Here is an 18,983-nt window from a genome sequence, read left to right as displayed (position 1 = left end):
GATGCCCCCGGATGAATGCCGGAGCGAAGGAACCCCGAGCCTAAGCGAGGGGCCGTACGTCAGGGGCGAGCGTTTTTTTGCTTACTTTTTTTAGGCGCTTGTAAAAAAAGTGAGTCGCCGTAAGGGCGAAACCATAAGCCGCCGTTACCAAAGAAACGGATATGTACACAGTCAGGAGGGAACATCCAAAGCCAAAGACATGAACTGACCGATCCGCGACCGCAACCACCGCTCCGCCGGATCATTGTCATGCACCCCGCTCCAGGCCATCGACAACTGCGCCGCCTCAATCTCGAACGGCGGATCCTCGGCCCGCAACCCACACCCCTCAACCAACGCACACGCCGCATAATCGGGCACGGTGGCAATCATCTCGGTACCGGCGAGCAGCGCCCGCAACCCACTGAACTGCGGCACCCCCAGCACGACACGACGACTACGCCCGACCTTCGCCAGATCCAGATCGATATTGCCACTCAAGTCCCCCGAAAACGACACCATCGCATGGGGCCGCTCGCAGTACTCATCCAGGGTCAACGTTCCCGGCCGGGTATCGCCGCGCAGCACTTTGCAGGGAATATCGCGCAGCTTCTTGCGCTTGGCATTGGCCGGCAAATCCGTGGTGTAACTCACGCCCACCGAAATTTCCCCCGACGCCAGCAGCGCCGGCATCAACAGATAATTGGCCCGCCGCACGACCACGACGATGCCCGGTGCTTCCTCTTGCAACTGACGCAACAACGGCGGAAACAAACCGAACTCGGCATCGTCCGACAGCCCGATGCGGAACACATCGCAACTGGTCGCCGGATCGAACTCCTTGGCCCGGCTGACCGCACCGGAAATGGTGTCCATCGCCGGCTGCAATTCCTTGAGAATCGCCAGCGCCCGCGCCGTCGGCTCCATGCCACGACCGTTGCGCAACAGCAACGGATCGTCGAACAGATCGCGCAAACGACCCAGCGCGGCACTCACCGCCGGCTGGCCCATGAACAGTTTTTCCGCGACACGGGTCAGGTTCTTTTCGAACATCAGGGCTTCGAAAATCACCAGCAGGTTCATGTCGACGCGACGCAGATCATTTCGGTTCATAGACACGGGTTCCTTGTATGTTCGGCCAGGCTCGAGTGCTATGGACTTTACTCGATCAACGGCACGTTTGCCGCTCGTTTGTACGGCCCGTACTCCACCGGCACCCACTCGAAATGCTTGCCTTGGGCGGTGATATGACCGATGCCGGGGAATGGCAGGTGCGCAGCCGTCACCCAGGTCTTGCTGGCGGCCGCGGCACCGAACACCTGGTTGCGACTGTTGATCGCTTGCCGGCTGTTGACGTCGAAACCGATCGATACCTCAGGGTGCAGGAACTGCACGGCGAGGTTGTGTACCAGGTCGCCCATGAACAGGATGCTTTGCCCTTGAGACGTGAAACGGTACGTGGTGCTGCCCGGCGTGTGCCCGGCTTCCAGTTGCGCCTCGACCACACCCGGTAGCGGTGACTGGCCTGGGGTGAAGGTCTTGAAACGACCAGCGGCAACGTAAGGCGCGGTGGAGTCCTGGGCCACCTTGAAGAAGCCCTTGGCCGCTTCCGGTGCCTTGGCCAATGCCTGTGGATCGAGCCAGTAGTCGGCCTCGGCCTTGGCGGCATACACCGTGGCGTTGGCGAACACCGGTTGCTGTTGGCCGTCCACCAGACCGCAGACGTGATCCAGGTGCAGGTGGGTGATCAGGATGGCGTCCACCTGCTCCGGTTTGTAGCCGGCCGCTTGCAGGTTGGCCGGCAGCTGGCCGGCAGTAGGACCGATGCACTGCCCTGCCCCGGTATCAATCAGAACAAGCTGTTTGCCGGTGTTGACCACAAAGGCGTTGAAGGCGGTCTGTACACCCGGGGTTTCAATCGAACGACGGGCCAGCAGTGCGCGGATCTGGCCCTGGCTCATGCCCTGCAACAGCTTGGGCGACAGATCGTTGTAGCCGTCGAACAGCGCCGTCACTTCGTAATCCCCCAGCGCCAGGCGGAAGTAACCGGGTACTTGCGTGCCCACCTGTGCGGGCGCCTGGGCCAGTGCGCTGGCGGATATCAGAACCAGGCCGATGGTGCCCAGCGTTCCCTGCCACGTCCGTTTCATCTGCTCACCTTTTCAAGCCAACCGGCGGTCCGTTATGGCCCGCTCCACGCTGCGCATCTTGTGCCAATCGCCAATACTTGCACTTGCAGCGATGTGCTGTGTTCACACCTTCGGGCATGGAATTAACAACGTTTAACTCGTCAGCCACTGAAGGCAACTCCAACAATGAAGCCCTCAGCGCAGAACTGTTTTTTTCCAGAGAAACGGTGCTGATCGCTCAAACCGGGCGCCAGCGCTTTTCCTCCCCGACCGGACAATGGCCATGGCTTACCCACAGCACACCACCGCCTGCGCACCTGCCAGCGAACCTCGCAAGACCCACACCGGCGGCCTCAGCCCCCAACGCGAAAAACGGGTTAAACAACTGATCCTCGAACGTCTGGGCGACAGCCTGGAAGTCACTGAACTGGCACAGGCTTGCGCCCTGTCGCGCAGTCATTTTTCCCGCGCGTTCAAGTGCAGCACCGGCCTCTCGCCGCAAGAATGGATTCGCCAGCAGCGCGTTGCCCTGGCCAAGCAATTGATCCAGTACACCGATATGAGCCTTACGCAGATCAGCCTCGAATGCGGCTTCTGCGATCAGGCGCACTTCTGCCACATCTTCACCCGCAGCGAAGGCATCAATCCGTTTGCCTGGCGCTGTCAGTTTGTCCGCCGCAACGGCAAAAGATCGCAGCCTTCGCCAGTTCCTACGGGCATGCACGCTAGCGTGTAGGAACTGGCGAAGGCTGCGATCTTTTGAACTGGCTTTTTAACCTTTCAAGAACGCCAACAGATCCGCGTTGAGCTGATCCTTGTGGGTGTCCGTCAAGCCGTGAGGGGCGCCCGGGTAAATCTTCAGCGTCGAGCCCTTCACCAGTCTGGCGGAGGAGACGCCCGCCGCTTCGTACGGCACGACCTGATCCGCGTCGCCATGCACCACCAGGGTCGGCACGTCGAACTTTTTCAGATCTTCGGTGAAGTCGGTTTCCGAGAACGCCTTGATGCAGTCATAGGCGTTCTTGTGGCCGGCCATCATGCCTTGCATCCAGAACCAGTCGATCATGCCCTGGGACGGTTTCGCCTCCGATTTGTTGAAGCCGAAAAACGGGCCGCTGGCGAGGTCGATGTACAGCTGTGAACGGTCGGCCAACGAGGCCTGGCGGATGCCGTCGAACACTTCCAGCGGCAGGCCACCGGGGTTGGCTTCGGTCTTGAGCATCAGCGGCGGCACCGCGGAAATCAGCCCGGCCTTGGCCACGCGCCCGGTGCCGTGGCGACCGATGTAGCGCGCCACCTCGCCACCACCGGTGGAGAAGCCGAACAGCACGGCGTCTTGCAGATCGAGCAGCTCGATCAACTGCGCCAGATCGTCGGCGTAATGATCCATGTCATTGCCGAACCACGGTTGGCTGGAACGCCCATGGCCCCGACGGTCGTGGGCGATGACCCGGTAGCCCTTGGAGGCCAGGAAGATCATCTGCGATTCCCAGCTGTCGGCGTTCAGCGGCCAGCCATGGCTGAAGACAATCGGCTGGCCGGTGCCCCAGTCCTTGTAGTAAATCTCGACGCCGTCGCGGGTGGTGAAGGTGCTCATGGGTGATGCTTCCTTAACGAGGGTTGGGGGGTGAATCAAACCGGTAGTTGGTTCATGCGATCCGCCAGTCGCGCCACGCGTTCGCCCAGGTGCGCGGCGGTGCAGCGATCCTCGGGCGGAGGGGCATCGTCGGGGGATTGCTCGACATTCGACTGGGCCATGGCGCCGAGAGAGCTGCCCAATCGGTTCAGTTGTCCGTTGAACGCGCCGGTGCTGGAACGCGCCGGCAGCAGGTCAAGGCCGACCCAGATCATCGAATGCTGGGCGGCGAACACCGCCATCTGCAGCAAGGTGTTGAGCTTGTCGCCGCACAGGCAGCCGGAATTGGTGAAGCCGGCCGCGAGCTTGTCGCGCCAGGGCTGGGCCAGGTAGAACGCCGCCGTGGCCTCCATGAACGCCTTGAAGGCCGCCGAGGCGCTGCCCATGTAGGTCGGCGCGCCAAAGATGATGGCGTCGGCGTTGTGCAGCCGCTCCCAGTGCTCCTCCACCTCCTCGACCGGGATCAACTGGCAGGTGCTGCCCAGGTGCCGTTCCACACCCGTGACCACGGCTTCGGCCATGACCCGGGTGTGCCCGTAGCCACTGTGATAGACCACCACCACGTTGCTCATTGCTCTGTCCTTGCGACGGGTTGAATTCCCTTGTAGGAGCGAGCTTGCTCCAACTGGGATAGAGTTTTGAGCGCAGACCGGATGCAGGACGAGTTAAACGTTGTTAATTTTCCATGGCGCGCAAAAAGCCCCGACAAGCCCTGTCCATCTGTCGCGCCCAATGTTCACGGGACCGACAGCCACTGGCCGATACGCTACAGTCAGCGCCTGCACCCAACAGTCACCCGGGCGGTGCATTGCGCTACGTAAAAAACCTGAGGAATATGCTCGAAAACCGCGAACTAGACGGATGCAGCAGGAGCAACTCGTTGACCATTTCCCCCGAACAGGCTGTGCATTTCGGCCCCTACCGGGTCTACCCCGAACAACGCCTGATGATGGAGGCCGGCCATCCCTTGCGCCTGGGCCGGCGCGCCATGGACATCCTGTTGATCCTGCTGGAGCACGCCGGCAACGTGGTCAGCAAGCAACAACTGATCGCCCGGGTCTGGCCCAACAGCGTGGTCGAAGACATCAACCTGCGGGTACACGTGGCCGCGTTGCGCAAGGCGCTCGGCGACGGTCAGGCGGGTCAGCGCTACATCATCACAGTGGCCCAGCGTGGGTACAGCTTCGTCGCACCGTACTCTCTGGAACAGGCCGGGCAACCGCCGGCACCGGCGGCCGCCACGCCGAGCCGGCATAACCTGCCGGTGCGCCACACGCGCATGATCGGCCGGCAGAACCTGGTTGATAGTCTGATGGTGCAACTGCCACGCCAGCGCTTCATCACGCTCGTCGGTCCCGGCGGCATCGGCAAGACCACCGTGGCCTTGCGGGTCGCCGAACTAATGATCGGTCGCTACCGGGACGGCATTCGCCTGCTGGACCTGGCCCCGATCAATTGCCCGCTGATGATCGACGGCCATCTGGCGACGTTGCTCGAACTGGTCCTGCACGACGACGAACCGATGGACAGCCTCGCAACCTTCCTGCGCGACAGGCAAATGCTGCTGGTCATCGACAACTGCGAACACCTGATCGACGCCATTGCCCAACTCTGCGAAAACATTCTGCGCAGTGCGCCGCACGTGCACATTCTCGCCACCAGCCGCGAGAGCCTGCGGGCCGAAGGGGAATTCGTCCAGCGTCTGGAGTCGCTCGACTGCCCACCGCCCATCGCCGTCCTCGACCGCGCCCAGGCCATGACCTTTTCCGCCCTGCAACTGTTCGTCGAACGAGYCATGGCCAGCCACGACAGCTTTGAACTGACGGAGGGTGAACTGCCGCTACTGATAGACATCTGTCACCGGCTGGATGGCATCCCGCTGGCCATCGAACTGGCAGCGGCGCAAGTGGGCCACTTCGGGTTGCACGGCTTGCTGGAGCAGTTGCAAAGCAGCTTCCGGGTGCTGACTCAGCCCGGCCAGGCGCCCCTGGCACGCCATCAGACCCTGYGCGCGACACTGGATTGGAGCTTCGAACTGCTCAACGCCTGCGAAAAGACCTGCCTGCGCCGACTGAGTGTATTCCGCGGCGGCTTCACCCTCGAGTCGGCAGCGGCAGTGATTGTCGGCGAACACATCGAACCTCGCGAAGTATTCGGCTCGATCACCCAACTGGTCGCCAAGTCCCTGTTGAATGTCGAGGTGGGCGACGAGGATGTTTACTACCGCCTGCTCGACACCACCCGCCGTTACGCCCTGGAAAAACTCACACAAACCACCGACCTGCCAGGCACCCGGGAGCGCCATGCCCAGCGCTGCCTGGCCCTGATGCAACTGGCGCAGAACGACTGGGAGAAAACCCCGACCAGCCTGTGGCTCGAGCGCTATGGCCGGGTCCTTGAGGACATCCGCGCGGTCCTCGACTGGGGTTTGCACGCGCAAGGGCCACAGGCACTGGCGATCCGCCTGGCCGCGACATCCACTCCCCTGTGGCAGGAGCTGTCACTGTTCAAGGAGCACGGCGGTTATGTGCGCAAGGCACTGGCCTTGCTCGACCAGTCACCCGAGCCTTGCCCGCGTTTGCAGATAGCCCTCAAGCTGGCCCTGGGCAGCGCCTGTTATCACGTGCAGGGCGGCACCGCCGAAACCGCTGGAGCCTTTGTCAGCGCTGGAGCCCTGGCCCGACAGTGCAACGATGTAGCCGGTCAATTGCGGGCGATTTCCGGGCACCTGGCAGTGAATCTCAACTGTGGTCATTATCAAATGGCCCTGGAACAGAGTCGGCAGTTCGATCAACTGGGGCTGCATGACGACGCCCTGATGTCCCTGAGCATGCACCGATTGCGGGTGCTGGCCCTGCATTTTTCCGGCGACCAGCTACAGGCTCGGAAAGATGCCGAGCAAGTGCTGCAACACATGGCCCATAGCGGTCACCTCAACCGTTTCACTCACGGTTTTGGCGTGCAATACGACCAGAGCGTCGCGGCACTGACCATTCAGGCGCGCATCCTCTGGTTGCAGGGCCAACCGGAACAAGCCTGGCGCACAGCCCGGCAGGCGCTGGACATCGCATTGCAGATCAACCACGGCACATCCATCTGCTACACCCTGGCGCTGTCCGGCTGCCTGATCGCTTACTACAACGGCGACACCCGCAGCGCCCGCGAACTCCTGCGGCTGCTGCTGGAACAGGCGCAGAAACACTCGGTTCAATTGTTCTATAACTGGGCGCAACACTACGCGCAGGTGATCGGCGGCACCCATGTCCCGCCCGCCAGGCAACGAAGTGTCGGGTTGATCAAAGACATCATGGTCACGCTGGACTCGACCTGCGTCGATGACGCCTTGCTCGAACGCGCAGAAAACGGTGCGTCGGGCTGGAGCACGTCGGAGATTCTGCGCGCCAGGGCCCAGACGCTGCTGGCAACGGATTGTCCGGTGAAAACCGCAACGGCAGAAGCCGTGCTGCTCAAGGCACTCAACGTGGCCAGGACTCAGGGTGCGCTGGCCTGGGAATTGCGCAGCGCCACCTCGCTGGCGCAACTGTGGCAGCGACAGGGCCGCCACCTACAGGCGCATGAACTGTTGGCACCGATCTACCAGCGCTTCACCGAAGGTTTTTCCACGCCTGACCTGATAACGGTCCGCCGTTTACTCGGCGAGTTGCAATGCCACCTGCCGGCCTGAAGTCCAGCGTGTCTGACTGATGTAGCGGGCATAACGCATTTCAAGGGCGCGCAAATCACCGCTGAGTTCGAGTTTTTCCAGCGCGTAGGTACGGGTGGTGTTGAGGAAGCGGTAACGGGTCACTGCCCCGCCCTGCTCCAGGGACAGTAGCGACTTGAGTGCCAGGTTTTCCATCACCTTGACCAGCTCGGCGGCAGGCAGCCTGTCGCAGCTGATCACGCCAATCGCTGCGTCCCGGGTAAAGGCCATTTTGAACACGGCCAGACGCTGCAACACGGTTTGCTCCACGGCAGTCAACCGTTCGTAGCTCCAGTCCAGCGCAGCTTTGAGCGTCTGATGCCGGGGAACGGCTGTGCGGCGGCCCTGGGTCAGCAGCTGAAAACAGTTATCGAGTTGCGCCTGCAACCCCACCAGCGCCAACGCATCGATTTGCGCCGCGGCCAGTTCAATCGCCAATGGCAGGCCGTCGAGGCGTCGGCAGATTTCGCGCACGGTCTTGAGGTCTTGCTCACGCAGGGTGAACCCTTGCTGACGGGCTCGGGCACGACTGACGAACAACTGCACCGCCGAATAGTCCATGACCTCGGCGACACTGCGCAACCCTGACGCCGGTGGCACCGCCAGCGGTGGCAGGCGCAATACGGTTTCGCCCGCCGCCTTGAGCGGCTCGCGGCTGGTGGCGAGGATCGACAGCCGCGGCATCGAATGCAGCAGTGTCTCGACCAACGTCTGGCAGCGTTCGAGCAGGTGCTCGCAATTGTCCAGCACCAACAAGGCATGCCGCTGTGCCAGCGCTTGCAGTGTGGTGCCGACCTTCAGTTCGAGGGTGCGTGTGAGGTGATCGGTCACTTGCGCCGGGTCGTCGATCGCCGCCAGGTCCACCAGCCACACGCCGTGCCGATAGTGCTGCAACAACAGTTCGGCCACGCGCAGCGCCACGGTGGTCTTGCCGATCCCGCAAGGCCCGGCCAGGGTCATGAATCGCCGCACCGGCAACTGCCGCACCAGGCTGCCGACAACCGCATCGCGCCCGGTGATCGACGTGAGCCGCGCCGGCAGGTTGTGCAGGGGCTTTTGTACGGTCTCGCTCGGGAACGATACGGGCTCCGGCGAATGCCGCACCGGGGCGACAAAACTGTAGCCGTGCTGGGGAATGTTGACGATGTAGCACTGGCCGTTCTGCCCGTCGCCCAAGGCACGACGAAGGGCGGCGATGTGCACCCGCAGGTTGATCTCTTCGACCACCGAGCGCGGCCAGACCTGCGCAATCAACTCCTCCTTGCTGACCACCGAGCCTGCGTGCTCGACCAGTACCTGCAACACATCAAGGGCGCGACCGCCCAGGCGCAGCGGTCGATCGCCCTCCAACACCAGTCGCTGACTGAGGTGGAAGGCATAGGGACCAAATTGCAGCACCGCTTCGCTGTTTACATCTCTGAGGCTGTTCATGCGCTGTCACCCGCTGGAAGCCTGGCTCGGTACGCGAGTCCATCCCAGGCTCCGCACCTTCCTTGCAATGAGTTCACTGGTATCTTGGCAGGCCTCGGTGACGGTACAACTGCCACGGGGGGAGCGTCACGGCCATTGCGGTGCGCACAACGGACACACGCGCTAGCTGAACTGCTCACGGTATTGAGTCGGGGTCAGGCCAAGCTTTTCGCTGAATAGAAAACGCATGTGCCGCACGCTGCCGAAGCCACTTTTGAATGCCACCGTCTTGAGCGGCAGCTCGGTGGTTTCCAGCAGGTTCCTGGCGCAATCGATGCGTGCGCTTTGCAGAAACTCCATCGGCGTCATGTTCACGTCCCGGGCAAATACCCTGGCGAAATGCCGCGGGCTCATGTTGGCCAGGTTCGCCATGCACTCGATGCTGTAGGTTTCATCAAGGTGTTCGAGCACATGGTTCTGCACACGGGTAATCGCGGTTTCCTGAGGCGCCACCGCCACCATCAGCGGGCTGAACTGCGCCTGCCCGCCCTGGCGCTTCATGACCACCAGCAACACCTTGGCCACGTCCTGGGCGACTTTTTTGCCATGGTCCTGTGCCACCACCGACAGCGCCAGGTCGATCCCGGCAGTCACGCCGCCGGAGGTGATCAGGTTGCGGTCCTGGACAAAGATCTGATCGGTCTCGACGGTCGCTTTCGGAAAGCCCTTGATCAGCCGCTCGGTGTAGTGCCAGTGGGTGGTGACGCGATAGCCGTCGAGCAAACCCGCATACCCCAACACGAACGCCCCGGTGCAGATCGAGCCATAAGCGGCGGACCGGCTGACGTTGTGCCTGAGCCAGGCGAGCAACGGCGGATGCTTTTCGTTGTAGGCACCGGGACCACCGGGTACCAGCAGCAAATCAAAACCTTCACAGGCTTGGTCGATGTGCCGGTCGGCGTGCACGATCACCCCGTTGGACGCCCGCAGTGCGCCGGGCTCGGTGCCGATGGTCGTCAGCACATAATGATCGTCGGGTTTCAGATAACGATTGGCGATGGAAAACACTTCCATGGGCCCGGCCATGTCGAGCAGGAGAAAGTCGGGAAACAGCACCATTGCCACGGTTTTCATGGATTGGAATTCACTGGATTAATAAGGTCGGTGCACCAAACCCTGTGGGAGCGGGCTTGCTCGCGAAAGCGGTGTGTCATTCACCATCATGTAGCCTGACACAACGCCTTCGCGAGCAAGCCCGCTCCCACAGGTTTCGGTGTTGTGCATTATGGCCAGCCGCAGGCCAGACGTCGGAAAAGAATAACTGATTCGCGCCCGAAGATTGTCAATCTGGCAGAGACAGTATTTCAATTTTCATCTACTTATTGCATCCGCCAGTAAACATTAACCTTCTCCTCAGTCGGACGAATTCACGTCCCCACAGGAGATTTCATCATGCTGACTCTTCGCAAAGCCTCGGATCGTGGCCTGGCCAATCACGGCTGGTTGAAGTCGTTCCATACCTTTTCCTTCGCCAACTATCGCAACCCGAAAGAGCAGGGTTTTTCTGACCTGCTGGTGATCAACGACGACCGCGTCGCCGCCGGTAAAGGCTTCGGCCAGCACCCGCACCGCGACATGGAGATTTTCTCCTACGTGCTGGAAGGGGCCCTGGAACACAAGGACACTCTGGGCACCGGTTCGGTGATCCGTCCCGGCGACGTGCAACTGATGAGCGCAGGCAGCGGCGTGGCCCACAGTGAGTTCAACCACTCCAGCACCCGGCCGGTGCACTTTTTGCAAATCTGGATCGTGCCCGACGTCAGCGGTGCCAAACCGCGCTATCAGCAAGAGCACTTCAGCACCCAGAAGAAGCGCGGGCGCCTGCAACTGATCATCTCGCCGGACGGCGCCAAGGGTTCGCTGAAGGTGCGCCAGGATGCGCGGGTGTATGCCGGCCTGATCGACGGCAAGGAAAGCGCCACCCTGGAGTTCGCCGCCAACCGCTACGCCTATGTGCACGTGGCCCGGGGCAGCGTCGAACTCAACGGAATGTTGTTGCAGGAAGGCGACGGCGTGCGGGTCCGCGAAGAACAGGCGCTGACCTTGAGCAACGGTGTGGATGCCGAAGTATTGGTATTCGACCTGCGCCCACAGGAACTGCCGGAAATGCCATGACAACTCCCTGTGGGAGCGAGCTTGCTCGCGATGCGTTGTGTCATTCAACAGTGATGTCGTCTGACACTCCGCCATCGCGAGCAAGCTCGCTCCTACAGGTTATTCGCCGGTCCCGGCGAACCCCACGACAATTTCATCGATCACCGCCCGGACCCTGGCCGTATGCCGCAGGTCCGCGTGGGTTACCAGCCAGATGTCATAGGGCAATGGCCGCGAGCGCTCTGGCCACAACCTGACCAGCCCCTCCTTCTCCCCGATGTACACTGTAATCTCCCCGACCCCGATCCCCGCTGCAATCGATCGGCGCACCAGCAGGCTGGAACTGAGGCTGGCGACTATCCGCCCGCGCGCCACCGGTTCCGCGATCAGCGTCAGGTCTTTGTTGCCTTGCAAGTACGGTTGATACACCACCAGGTCATGCCCGGCGAACGCCGAGCCAGGCTCCGGCACGCCGTGGGCATCGACATAGGCTTGCGAGGCAAACAACCCCACCGGCCAGCGGGCGATGCGCCGGGCGATCAGGTCCGGGTTTTCCGGTCGGGTGTTACGTACGGCGATGTCCGCTTCGCGTTTTGCCAGGCTGAGAATCTGTGTGGTGGCGTCCAGTTGCACCCGAACATCCGGGTGTTGCTGATGTAGCCGGGCAATCGCCGGAATCAGGAAATCAATCGCCAGGGAATCGGTGGTACTGACCCGAACGGTGCCGGTCAAGCGATCGTCCAGGCCCTGGATCTGGCGTTCCAGCTCCAGGGCCGAATGCTCCATTTTCTCCACGGCTTTAAGTGCCGATTCGCCGACAGCCGTCAATGCGTAACCTTCGGAGGTACGCAGGAACAACGTCGCACTCAATGACCTTTCCAGCGCCGTGATGCGCCGGCCGACCGTGGCCTGGTCGACCCCCAACACCCGCGCCGCACCGCGTAACGTGGTTTCGCGGCAAACCGCGAGAAACACCCGGGCGTCATCCCAATTCATAGGGCTCTCCTGATGATGCAATTTCGCATCAGCATAGCGCGTAATCGCTGCATTATTGCTTCGTAAAATCTCGATATGCTCAAGGCCTGAGTGACCTCGGGACAACGCTCGTGCACCGTTCACCAGCTCCCCTCACCCCGGCGCAAAAATCTTTCGCACACCACAGGTATATGAAATGACACTCCCCCAAACCATGACCCTGATCGAAATCACCGAGCCCGGTGGCCCCGAAGTCCTGCAACCGCGCCAGGTGCCTGTGCCTGTTGCAGAGGCCGGCGAGATTCTGATCCGCGTGCACGCCGCCGGAGTCAATCGCCCGGACGCGCTTCAACGGGCCGGCAAGTACCCGATGAAACCCGGCATGAGCCTGATCCCGGGGCTGGAAGTGGCCGGTGAAGTGGTGGCGACTGGCGCGGGCGTCAGCGAATTCGCACTGGGCGACAAGGTCTGCGCGCTGACCAATGGTGGCGGGTACGCGCAATATTGCGTGGTCCCGGCCAGTCAGGCCCTGCCGATCCCCGAAGGCATGGACTGGCTGCAGGCCGCGGCCATCCCGGAAACCTGCTTCACGGTCTGGGCCAACCTGTTCGGCCTTGGCGGCGCCCGCCAGGGTCAGCGCGCCTTGATCCACGGCGGAACCAGCGGCATCGGCACCACCGCATTGATGCTTTGCCGCGAATTCGGTATCGAAACATTCGCCACCGCCGGCAGTGACGAAAAATGCGCCGCGATCCGCGAATTGGGCGCCGAGGCGATCAACTATCGCGACCAGGATTTTGTGCAGGTCATCGCGGAAAAAACCGCGGGCCAAGGCGTCAACGTGATTCTCGATATCATGGGCGGCTCATATCTGAACAATAACGTTGCCGCCCTGGCCCTGGAAGGTCGCCTGGTGATGCTCGGCTTCCTTGGTGGTGCTCACGCCAAGGATGTCGATTTACTGGCGATCATGGCCAAACGCGCCGTCGTCACCGGCTCCCTGCTGCGCTCGCGGACCCGGGAAGAAAAAGCCACCATCGCCCGACAACTGCACGAACACGTATGGCCGGTGCTGACCGCCGGATGCTGCCTGCCGATGATCGACCAGGTTTACCCGCTCACTGACGCGGCACTGGCCCACGCCCGGATGGAAGCGGGCGATCACATCGGCAAGATAGTCCTGCGTGTGGACTGATACCACGCCAGCACCGGGAGGCAGCAATTTGTAACCGTTGCGCCTCAACGATGGTCGGAAAAATCTCCTGATACACGACTTCATCTGTTAAAACCCGTGCTTCACGTTCTGTCGGGCCGATCAATGTCTGCTCCCCTCCTCGTTCACTTGCGCCGACGCTGGCTGTCGTGGTTGTGCATGGCTGTGCTGGTAGTTGGCTTGCCGGTAAGTTGTGGGGCGCTCAAATATAAAGAGCGCGAGTTGCTKTTCCGCATCGAACCAGGCACCGCAGGCTGGTATCGCGGCCTGCCGCATGATGTTCAGGAATTCGATATCAAGCCCGCCAGCTACAAGGCCGGGCAAAACCTGCATGCCTGGTGGTGGCCGGCCGCCCGCCGCGATGCGCCGTCAATCCTCTACCTGCATGGGGTGCGCTGGAACCTTACTGGCCAGGCGTTTCGCATCGAGCAATTACGTGCCATGGGCTATTCAGTGCTGGCCATCGACTACCGCGGCTTCGGTCAGAGCAAAGGGGATTTGCCCTCGGAAGCCAGTGTCTACGAAGACGCACACGTCGCCTGGGAGCGCTTTACCGCGATGCAACCGGACGCCAACAAGCGTCTGATCTACGGGCATTCGCTGGGCGGTGCAGTGGCCATCAACCTCGCAGCAGACCTGGCCGCACAGGCGAAAAAACAGCATGTCGCGGTACCGGTGCGCGGTCTGGTTATCGAGTCTTCCTTCACGTCGTTGGGCGATGCGGTCGCGGAAGTGGCCGACAACAACCTTCCCGTGAACTGGCTGCCAGTGCGCTGGCTGTTGTCGCAGAAGTTCGACTCCATCGACAAGATCGTCGATATCGACATGCCGCTGCTGGTGGTCCACGGCCTGTCCGACCCGTTCATGCCTTCACGATTCAGCCAGCAATTATTTAATGCCGCCCAGGAACCCAAGCACCTGCTATTGGTACCCGGCGGTACACACAACAACAGCATGAGCCTGGGTGGAAACCAGTATCGCCAGGCACTTGATGGCTTGCTCAAGGCRAGCCCCCATCAATTGGCCGGGCCGTCGGTGGTTCAGGGATCACAGGGTTCCTGAAGGGTGGCGATCTACTCGCCCTGTTCCCCCTGATAACGGGCCCGATAGCGCCCCGGACTTTCCCCGGTCCACTTCTTGAACGCCCGATGGAAGGCACTGGGTTCCTGGAAACCCAGTTGCTCGGCGATATCGCTGATGCTCGCCTCGCTCTGACGCAATTGCTCAAAGGCCACGCCCCGCCGCACTTCGTCCTTGATCTCCTGGTAGGAGCAACCCTCACGTTCCAGTTTGCGGCGGAAGGTGCTGGGGCTCAGGTGCTGCTCCAGGGCAAAGGCCTGCAAGGTCGGCCACTCACTGTAATGACTGCCGCGCAAGCGCTGATGAACCTGTGATGCCAGGCCATGCTGGTTACGGAAGCGGATCACCAGCCATTGCGGCGCGGTACGCAAAAACACTTTCAGCGACGCCAGATCCTGAACCACCGGCAAGCGCAGGTAGTGGCTGGCAAATTCGATTTCGGTGCGTTCGGCACCAAAGGTCAGGTTGGGCCCCCAAAGCAGGCGGTCGTCACCCAGCGACAGGCGCGAATGGCGGAAGTCCGCACGGTCAATGGGAATGCGCCGCCCACCCAGCCAGCACAGCAGACTGATCATCAACACCAGGAACGTTTCTTCACCAAACCGGCTGGCATCGCTGTCCGTCGAACAGGTTTCCAGGCTGATGACCGCACGCTTGCCACGCACGGCCAGCGAGCCGCGAAAGTCGCGAAGGAACAACCCGAAGTTGGCCAGGCACTGACGCATGGCCTTGTGCAGATCGGGTTCCTGAATCAAGGCCCGGCAAATCAGGGCAAAACTGCCCGGTGGCATGCCATGGGAATCGAGCCCGAAAAACTCATCGTCGAGCTCGCGGATCTGGATCAGCCACAACGCCGCAAACGCGTTGGCCGGCACCCGCGCCGTGGGTTGTTGCATGACCGCCGGATCAATGCCCGCCTGTTCGAGCACTGCCTTCACGCGCTGCGGATCGTCCCTCAGCCCATGGATCATTGCCTGCACGAAATAGGCGGCAACCGAGTCCTTTTCCCGCATTGGTACGCTTCTCTCTCATCACCCGAATGGCAAAAAACATCAGTGCCGTTGAACAGTTTTGGCATAGGACAACCGCCCTGCCGGCTCTAGACTCGCGGCAATAGTACGCCTTCGACCGCAGTCGCGGCCAAGGTATCGCAGGGTTTGATCGTAGGATGGGAACATGAATCTGCAAAACATCGGGGTTATCGGCGCGGGCACCATGGGCAACGGCATCGCGCAAGTCTGCGCCATGGCCGGTTTCAACGTGACCTTGCTCGACATTTCCGAAAGCGCTTTGCAAAAAGCCGTCGCAACGGTCGGTAAAAACCTTGACCGGCAGATAGCCAAGGAAACCCTGACCCCGGAGCAGAAACAGGCCACCCTCGACAAAATCCGCACCAGCACTGATTACAGCAGCCTGCATAACGCGCAACTGGTCATCGAAGCGGCGACGGAAAATCTCGACCTGAAACTGCGTGTGCTGCAACAGATCGCCGCGCAGGTCAGCAGCGAATGCGTGATTGCCTCCAATACCTCGTCTCTGTCGATCACCCAGCTTGCCGCCAGTGTCAGCCAGCCTGAGCGCTTCATTGGCCTGCACTTCTTCAACCCGGTGCCGGTGATGGGCCTGATCGAAGTCATCCGCGGCCTGCAAACCAGTGACGCAACCCACAAACTCGCGCTGGACATGGCGACCACCCTCGGCAAAACCGCGATCACCGCCGGTAACCGTCCGGGCTTCGTGGTCAACCGGATTCTGGTGCCGATGATCAACGAAGCGATCCTGGTGTTCCAGGAAGGCCTGGCCAGCGCCGAAGACATCGACGCCGGCATGCGCCTGGGCTGCAATCAGCCTATCGGCCCATTGGCCCTGGCGGACCTGATTGGTCTGGATACCCTGTTGTCGATCCTTGAAGCCTTCTATGACGGTTTCAACGACAGCAAATATCGCCCGGCGCCACTGCTCAAGGAAATGGTCGCTGCCGGTTACCTGGGACGCAAAACGGGGCGCGGCTTCCATGCCTATGCCTGAGCGTTGCTCGCGCTTTGCCGAGTACCGGGACAAGGTCCTGGAGCTGTTTGCCTGCAAGGGGTTCGGCCAGGTCGGCATGCGTGAGCTCGCAACGTGCCTGGGGCTCTCTCCAGGCTCGCTGTACCACCATTACCCCAGCAAACAGCACCTGCTGCTCGACCTGATCGAAGAGTTCTACGAGGAACTGCTGGCCACCCTGGGACGCATCCAGCAAAAAGCCCCGGCCAAACGCGACAAACTCAACAGCCTGATCCGCGCGCACCTGAATCTGCATCGGGACATGCCCTGGCATTTTCGTCTGGTGGAGCGCGACAGCGGTTGCCTGAACGAAGAGCAACAGGTTCGGGTTCAGCAATTGCGCGAGCAATATGAGCGCACATTGCTGAAGATGCTGGGCGCGAAGTCCCGTTTCAGCGAGCAAGGCCTGCTGGCCGCTGGACATGCCATTGGTGCCCTGCTCAACAGCGCTCCCAGCTGGCTGACGCCCCATGTGCTGGACGAACAGGAACGTGATGAGCTGCTGGAGAGCATGGTAAGTGGCGCGATTGAGCGTGTGCTTGCGCCACGGCGTGTACCGGAGGCGATAAGCCTCGCACGGCCTATAGAAAAAACATCTAAAGAAACCCAGGCTTCGACGACGATTTAGCGCTTTGCTTGTCGGCTCGACACAATCGGAATTCGCCGACAAACCCGGCGTCCAAACCGATGTGTGTACTTGAGCACCTGGAGCCGACCATGAAAATCAATCCCTACCTTATCTTCAACGGTGACTGCAAAGCCGCCTTCACGTTCTACGCGCAGTGCCTGCAAGGCCAGATCGAAGCCATGTTGACCTTCGGTGAAACCCCTGCCGCTGAACACGTCCCCAAAAATCTGCACAACCTGATCATCCATACCCGCCTGGTGGTTGGCGATCAGGTAATCATGGGGTCGGACACTACACCTGATCGCCCCGTCGATAAAATGAGTGCCTGCTCGATTTCACTCAACGTCGACAGCATTGCCGAGGCCGAACGGGTCTTCAAGGCACTGGCAGACGGTGGCGCCGTGCAAATGCCGCTGGAGACCACTTTCTGGGCGGCGCGCTTCGGCATGCTGGTCGACCGTTTTGGTGTGTCGTGGATGGTTAACTGCGAAAAAGATCAGTGAAAGACCTCAGTCGATCGACAGTCTTCAAGGCACAAAAAAGCCCAACCTGAAAAGGTTGGGCTTTCTGGCAACTCCCGGCCTGTCTGCTACCGTCAACTAGCCATACGGATAGCAGCGAGCCTGAGGAGGATACCCACTATGCCGGCCCACGACGTGTCCTGGTCCACCCGTTGCAAACTCTTGCTACTGGCCGGTGGAATGATCGCCAGCCTGCTGACCCTCAATGGTTGCGCCAGTGTCAATGCACAGACTACAGCCTATGTCGGCGTAGAACACCCCGCACCGACATCGCCCGACGAGGTCGTCGTGCTGCGCTCCGAGCCCCCGCGTCCGCATGTGCGCCTGGGTGAAGTGTTGATCGACGCCAGCGTCGACCCTGCCCCGCCGATTAGCGAAGTCGAACAAAAGCTGCGGGAAGAGTCCGCCAAACTCGGTGGCGATGCGGTGGTGGTCGTCTACGACCATATTCAGGCGGTGGGTGCCTATGCCAGCGGGCCGCTGTGGGCTCGCGACGTGAGGACCATCGAGGGGCGCAAACTCAAAGGCATCGTGATCAAGTACCAGTAGATATCTCCCCGGAAGACAGCGTCAACGGAGGTTGAATTTGAATGATGTGGTGATCGCCCTCATCGTCTTCGCCTGTCTGTTCGGCAGCGCACTACTGGGTTCGTACGTGAGGGAGCGATTACCGAGCCATCATCTGAGCGACGACTCCGTGACCGTGGTGAAGCTGGCCACCGGGCTCATCGCGACGATGTCGGCGCTGGTCCTCGGCCTGCTCGTTTCATCTGCCAAAGGTACATTCGATACGGCCAATGCCGAACTGGAGGGCGCGGCGGCGAAAGTGGTTCAATTCGACCGCGTGCTGGCCCGTTACGGTGCCGACACCCAGGACATCCGCACTCAGCTCAAGCATAACTATGCCGAAGTCACGAAAACTCTCGCTTCCCGCGATCGCAGTCAGATTGCAACACTCGATAGCCCCGAAGTGATCCGTCGCTCCGAAAGTCTGCAACGCCGGGTGGAATCACTGTCTCCCGCCAACGATGATCAGCGCGCGCTCAAAGCCACCGCATTGCAAGACATCGAGACTGTGTTTGCCGACCGCTGGCTGACCCTGCTGCAATCCAACCAATCGATCCCGCCGGTGATGCTGGTAATCCTGGTGACGTGGCTGGCGACTATCTTCGGCTCGTTCGGCCTGTTCGCACCACGCAATGGCACCATTGTCGTCGTGTTGTTGGTGTGTGCCCTGTCGACTGCAGCGACAATCTTGCTGGTGGAAGAACTCAATCGACCGCTTGATGGTTTTATCTGTGTGTCACTGGAGCCTTTAGAGCACACGCTGGAACGGCTGGGGCAGTAATTTCGCTTTCCTGCGGACAAAAACAAAACCCCAACTGCTTTCGCAATTGGGGTTTCGGAATTTAATCTTGACGATGACCTACTCTCACATGGGGAAACCCCACACTACCATCGGCGATGCATCGTTTCACTGCTGAGTTCGGGATGGGATCAGGTGGTTCC

18 protein-coding genes and 1 rRNA gene are annotated in these 18,983 nt (G+C 61.0%); 10 read left to right on the top strand and 9 right to left on the bottom strand.

Going from position 1 to position 18,983, the window contains the following annotated elements; genetic code table 11:
* Positions 1-171: 171 nt before the first annotated feature.
* Both AB4Z35_RS28260 and AB4Z35_RS28255 read right to left on the bottom strand, forming a co-directional pair.
* On the bottom strand, positions 172-1,092 hold the full coding sequence (locus tag AB4Z35_RS28260; protein ID WP_442100808.1) for a LysR substrate-binding domain-containing protein: 921 nt from the start codon (positions 1,090-1,092) through the stop codon (positions 172-174).
* 47 nt (positions 1,093-1,139) lie between these two features.
* Positions 1,140-2,129 (bottom strand): MBL fold metallo-hydrolase, encoded by a 990-nt coding sequence (locus AB4Z35_RS28255; protein ID WP_442100806.1) that lies wholly within the window; start codon positions 2,127-2,129, stop codon positions 1,140-1,142.
* Between the two features lie 262 nt (positions 2,130-2,391).
* On the opposite strand from AB4Z35_RS28255, the gene AB4Z35_RS28250 reads away from it, so the two are divergent.
* Complete coding sequence (locus tag AB4Z35_RS28250; protein WP_442100805.1) at positions 2,392-2,844, top strand: helix-turn-helix domain-containing protein; 453 nt, start codon at positions 2,392-2,394, stop codon at positions 2,842-2,844.
* A gap of 36 nt (positions 2,845-2,880) precedes the next feature.
* On the opposite strand, the gene AB4Z35_RS28245 is transcribed toward AB4Z35_RS28250, so the two are convergent.
* Together AB4Z35_RS28245 and AB4Z35_RS28240 are read right to left on the bottom strand one after the other, a co-directional pair.
* Positions 2,881-3,705 (bottom strand): alpha/beta fold hydrolase, encoded by an 825-nt coding sequence (locus AB4Z35_RS28245; RefSeq protein WP_442100804.1) that lies wholly within the window; start codon positions 3,703-3,705, stop codon positions 2,881-2,883.
* A gap of 35 nt (positions 3,706-3,740) precedes the next feature.
* Positions 3,741-4,316 carry a flavodoxin family protein gene (locus AB4Z35_RS28240; RefSeq protein WP_442100802.1) on the bottom strand — a complete coding sequence of 192 codons (576 nt, stop codon included), beginning with the start codon at positions 4,314-4,316 and terminating at the stop codon, positions 3,741-3,743.
* Positions 4,317-4,624: 308 nt separating this feature from the next.
* Between AB4Z35_RS28240 and AB4Z35_RS28235 the strand changes: the two genes are divergently transcribed.
* A complete protein-coding gene (locus tag AB4Z35_RS28235) occupies positions 4,625-7,429 on the top strand; it encodes an ATP-binding protein (protein WP_442100800.1) in 2,805 nt (934 codons plus the stop codon).
* Here AB4Z35_RS28235 and AB4Z35_RS28230 read toward each other — a convergent pair.
* Both AB4Z35_RS28230 and AB4Z35_RS28225 read right to left on the bottom strand, forming a co-directional pair.
* Positions 7,394-8,878, bottom strand: a complete 1,485-nt coding sequence (locus AB4Z35_RS28230) for an ATP-binding protein (RefSeq protein ID WP_442100798.1) — start codon at positions 8,876-8,878, stop codon at positions 7,394-7,396. The genes AB4Z35_RS28235 and AB4Z35_RS28230 overlap by 36 nt on opposite strands.
* Before the next feature lie 162 nt (positions 8,879-9,040).
* On the bottom strand, positions 9,041-9,991 hold the full coding sequence (locus AB4Z35_RS28225; RefSeq protein WP_442100797.1) for a GlxA family transcriptional regulator: 951 nt from the start codon (positions 9,989-9,991) through the stop codon (positions 9,041-9,043).
* Positions 9,992-10,309: 318 nt separating this feature from the next.
* Between AB4Z35_RS28225 and AB4Z35_RS28220 the strand changes: the two genes are divergently transcribed.
* Positions 10,310-11,032 carry a pirin family protein gene (locus tag AB4Z35_RS28220; protein WP_442100795.1) on the top strand — a complete coding sequence of 241 codons (723 nt, stop codon included), beginning with the start codon at positions 10,310-10,312 and terminating at the stop codon, positions 11,030-11,032.
* Positions 11,033-11,131: 99 nt separating this feature from the next.
* On the opposite strand, the gene AB4Z35_RS28215 is transcribed toward AB4Z35_RS28220, so the two are convergent.
* A complete protein-coding gene (locus AB4Z35_RS28215) occupies positions 11,132-12,007 on the bottom strand; it encodes a LysR family transcriptional regulator (protein ID WP_442100794.1) in 876 nt (291 codons plus the stop codon).
* 175 nt (positions 12,008-12,182) lie between these two features.
* Between AB4Z35_RS28215 and AB4Z35_RS28210 the strand changes: the two genes are divergently transcribed.
* Both AB4Z35_RS28210 and AB4Z35_RS28205 read left to right on the top strand, forming a co-directional pair.
* Positions 12,183-13,181, top strand: a complete 999-nt coding sequence (locus tag AB4Z35_RS28210; protein WP_442100792.1) for an NAD(P)H-quinone oxidoreductase — start codon at positions 12,183-12,185, stop codon at positions 13,179-13,181.
* 123 nt (positions 13,182-13,304) lie between these two features.
* A complete protein-coding gene (locus AB4Z35_RS28205; RefSeq protein ID WP_442100790.1) occupies positions 13,305-14,261 on the top strand; it encodes an alpha/beta hydrolase in 957 nt (318 codons plus the stop codon).
* A gap of 11 nt (positions 14,262-14,272) precedes the next feature.
* On the opposite strand, the gene AB4Z35_RS28200 is transcribed toward AB4Z35_RS28205, so the two are convergent.
* Complete coding sequence (locus AB4Z35_RS28200) at positions 14,273-15,292, bottom strand: AraC family transcriptional regulator (protein ID WP_442100788.1); 1,020 nt, start codon at positions 15,290-15,292, stop codon at positions 14,273-14,275.
* Positions 15,293-15,455: 163 nt separating this feature from the next.
* On the opposite strand from AB4Z35_RS28200, the gene AB4Z35_RS28195 reads away from it, so the two are divergent.
* The 5 genes from AB4Z35_RS28195 to AB4Z35_RS28175 all read left to right on the top strand — a co-directional run bounded on the left by AB4Z35_RS28195 (position 15,456) and on the right by AB4Z35_RS28175 (position 18,822).
* The gene (locus AB4Z35_RS28195; RefSeq protein WP_310065018.1) at positions 15,456-16,307 is read left to right on the top strand and encodes a 3-hydroxybutyryl-CoA dehydrogenase; all 852 of its coding nucleotides are present in this window, start codon (positions 15,456-15,458) and stop codon (positions 16,305-16,307) included.
* Positions 16,294-16,953, top strand: a complete 660-nt coding sequence (locus AB4Z35_RS28190; RefSeq protein ID WP_442100787.1) for a TetR/AcrR family transcriptional regulator — start codon at positions 16,294-16,296, stop codon at positions 16,951-16,953. Before AB4Z35_RS28195 ends, AB4Z35_RS28190 begins: the two co-directional genes overlap by 14 nt.
* An 89-nt stretch (positions 16,954-17,042) precedes the next feature.
* On the top strand, positions 17,043-17,456 hold the full coding sequence (locus AB4Z35_RS28185; protein WP_442100786.1) for a VOC family protein: 414 nt from the start codon (positions 17,043-17,045) through the stop codon (positions 17,454-17,456).
* A 138-nt stretch (positions 17,457-17,594) separates the two neighbouring features.
* Entirely contained in the window at positions 17,595-18,023 is a 429-nt protein-coding gene (locus tag AB4Z35_RS28180; RefSeq protein WP_442100784.1) for a hypothetical protein, read from the top strand.
* A gap of 46 nt (positions 18,024-18,069) precedes the next feature.
* Positions 18,070-18,822, top strand: a complete 753-nt coding sequence (locus AB4Z35_RS28175; protein ID WP_442100810.1) for a bestrophin-like domain — start codon at positions 18,070-18,072, stop codon at positions 18,820-18,822.
* Positions 18,823-18,887: 65 nt separating this feature from the next.
* Here AB4Z35_RS28175 and rrf read toward each other — a convergent pair.
* Positions 18,888-18,983 (bottom strand): 5S ribosomal RNA (gene rrf, locus AB4Z35_RS28170); the annotation flags it as partial.

It is taken from the genome of Pseudomonas sp. KB_15, from assembly GCF_052114525.1.
Classification (GTDB): Bacteria; Pseudomonadota; Gammaproteobacteria; order Pseudomonadales; family Pseudomonadaceae; genus Aquipseudomonas.
Note: the sequence above shows the minus strand (reverse complement) of the source record. Positions and strands in the feature narration are given on the sequence as shown.

What these genes read in the sequence shown, in the direction of transcription:
- AB4Z35_RS28260 (WP_442100808.1), bottom strand. Translation starts at nt 1,092, where the DNA reads ATGAACCGAAATGATCTGCGTCGCGTCGACATGAACCTGCTGGTGATT.
- AB4Z35_RS28255 (WP_442100806.1), bottom strand. Translation starts at nt 2,129, where the DNA reads ATGAAACGGACGTGGCAGGGAACGCTGGGCACCATCGGCCTGGTTCTG.
- AB4Z35_RS28250 (WP_442100805.1), top strand. Translation starts at nt 2,392, where the DNA reads ATGGCTTACCCACAGCACACCACCGCCTGCGCACCTGCCAGCGAACCT.
- AB4Z35_RS28245 (WP_442100804.1), bottom strand. Translation starts at nt 3,705, where the DNA reads ATGAGCACCTTCACCACCCGCGACGGCGTCGAGATTTACTACAAGGAC.
- AB4Z35_RS28240 (WP_442100802.1), bottom strand. Translation starts at nt 4,316, where the DNA reads ATGAGCAACGTGGTGGTGGTCTATCACAGTGGCTACGGGCACACCCGG.
- AB4Z35_RS28230 (WP_442100798.1), bottom strand. Translation starts at nt 8,878, where the DNA reads ATGAACAGCCTCAGAGATGTAAACAGCGAAGCGGTGCTGCAATTTGGT.
- AB4Z35_RS28225 (WP_442100797.1), bottom strand. Translation starts at nt 9,991, where the DNA reads ATGAAAACCGTGGCAATGGTGCTGTTTCCCGACTTTCTCCTGCTCGAC.
- AB4Z35_RS28220 (WP_442100795.1), top strand. Translation starts at nt 10,310, where the DNA reads ATGCTGACTCTTCGCAAAGCCTCGGATCGTGGCCTGGCCAATCACGGC.
- AB4Z35_RS28215 (WP_442100794.1), bottom strand. Translation starts at nt 12,007, where the DNA reads ATGAATTGGGATGACGCCCGGGTGTTTCTCGCGGTTTGCCGCGAAACC.
- AB4Z35_RS28210 (WP_442100792.1), top strand. Translation starts at nt 12,183, where the DNA reads ATGACACTCCCCCAAACCATGACCCTGATCGAAATCACCGAGCCCGGT.
- AB4Z35_RS28200 (WP_442100788.1), bottom strand. Translation starts at nt 15,292, where the DNA reads ATGCGGGAAAAGGACTCGGTTGCCGCCTATTTCGTGCAGGCAATGATC.
- AB4Z35_RS28195 (WP_310065018.1), top strand. Translation starts at nt 15,456, where the DNA reads ATGAATCTGCAAAACATCGGGGTTATCGGCGCGGGCACCATGGGCAAC.
- AB4Z35_RS28190 (WP_442100787.1), top strand. Translation starts at nt 16,294, where the DNA reads ATGCCTATGCCTGAGCGTTGCTCGCGCTTTGCCGAGTACCGGGACAAG.
- AB4Z35_RS28185 (WP_442100786.1), top strand. Translation starts at nt 17,043, where the DNA reads ATGAAAATCAATCCCTACCTTATCTTCAACGGTGACTGCAAAGCCGCC.
- AB4Z35_RS28180 (WP_442100784.1), top strand. Translation starts at nt 17,595, where the DNA reads ATGCCGGCCCACGACGTGTCCTGGTCCACCCGTTGCAAACTCTTGCTA.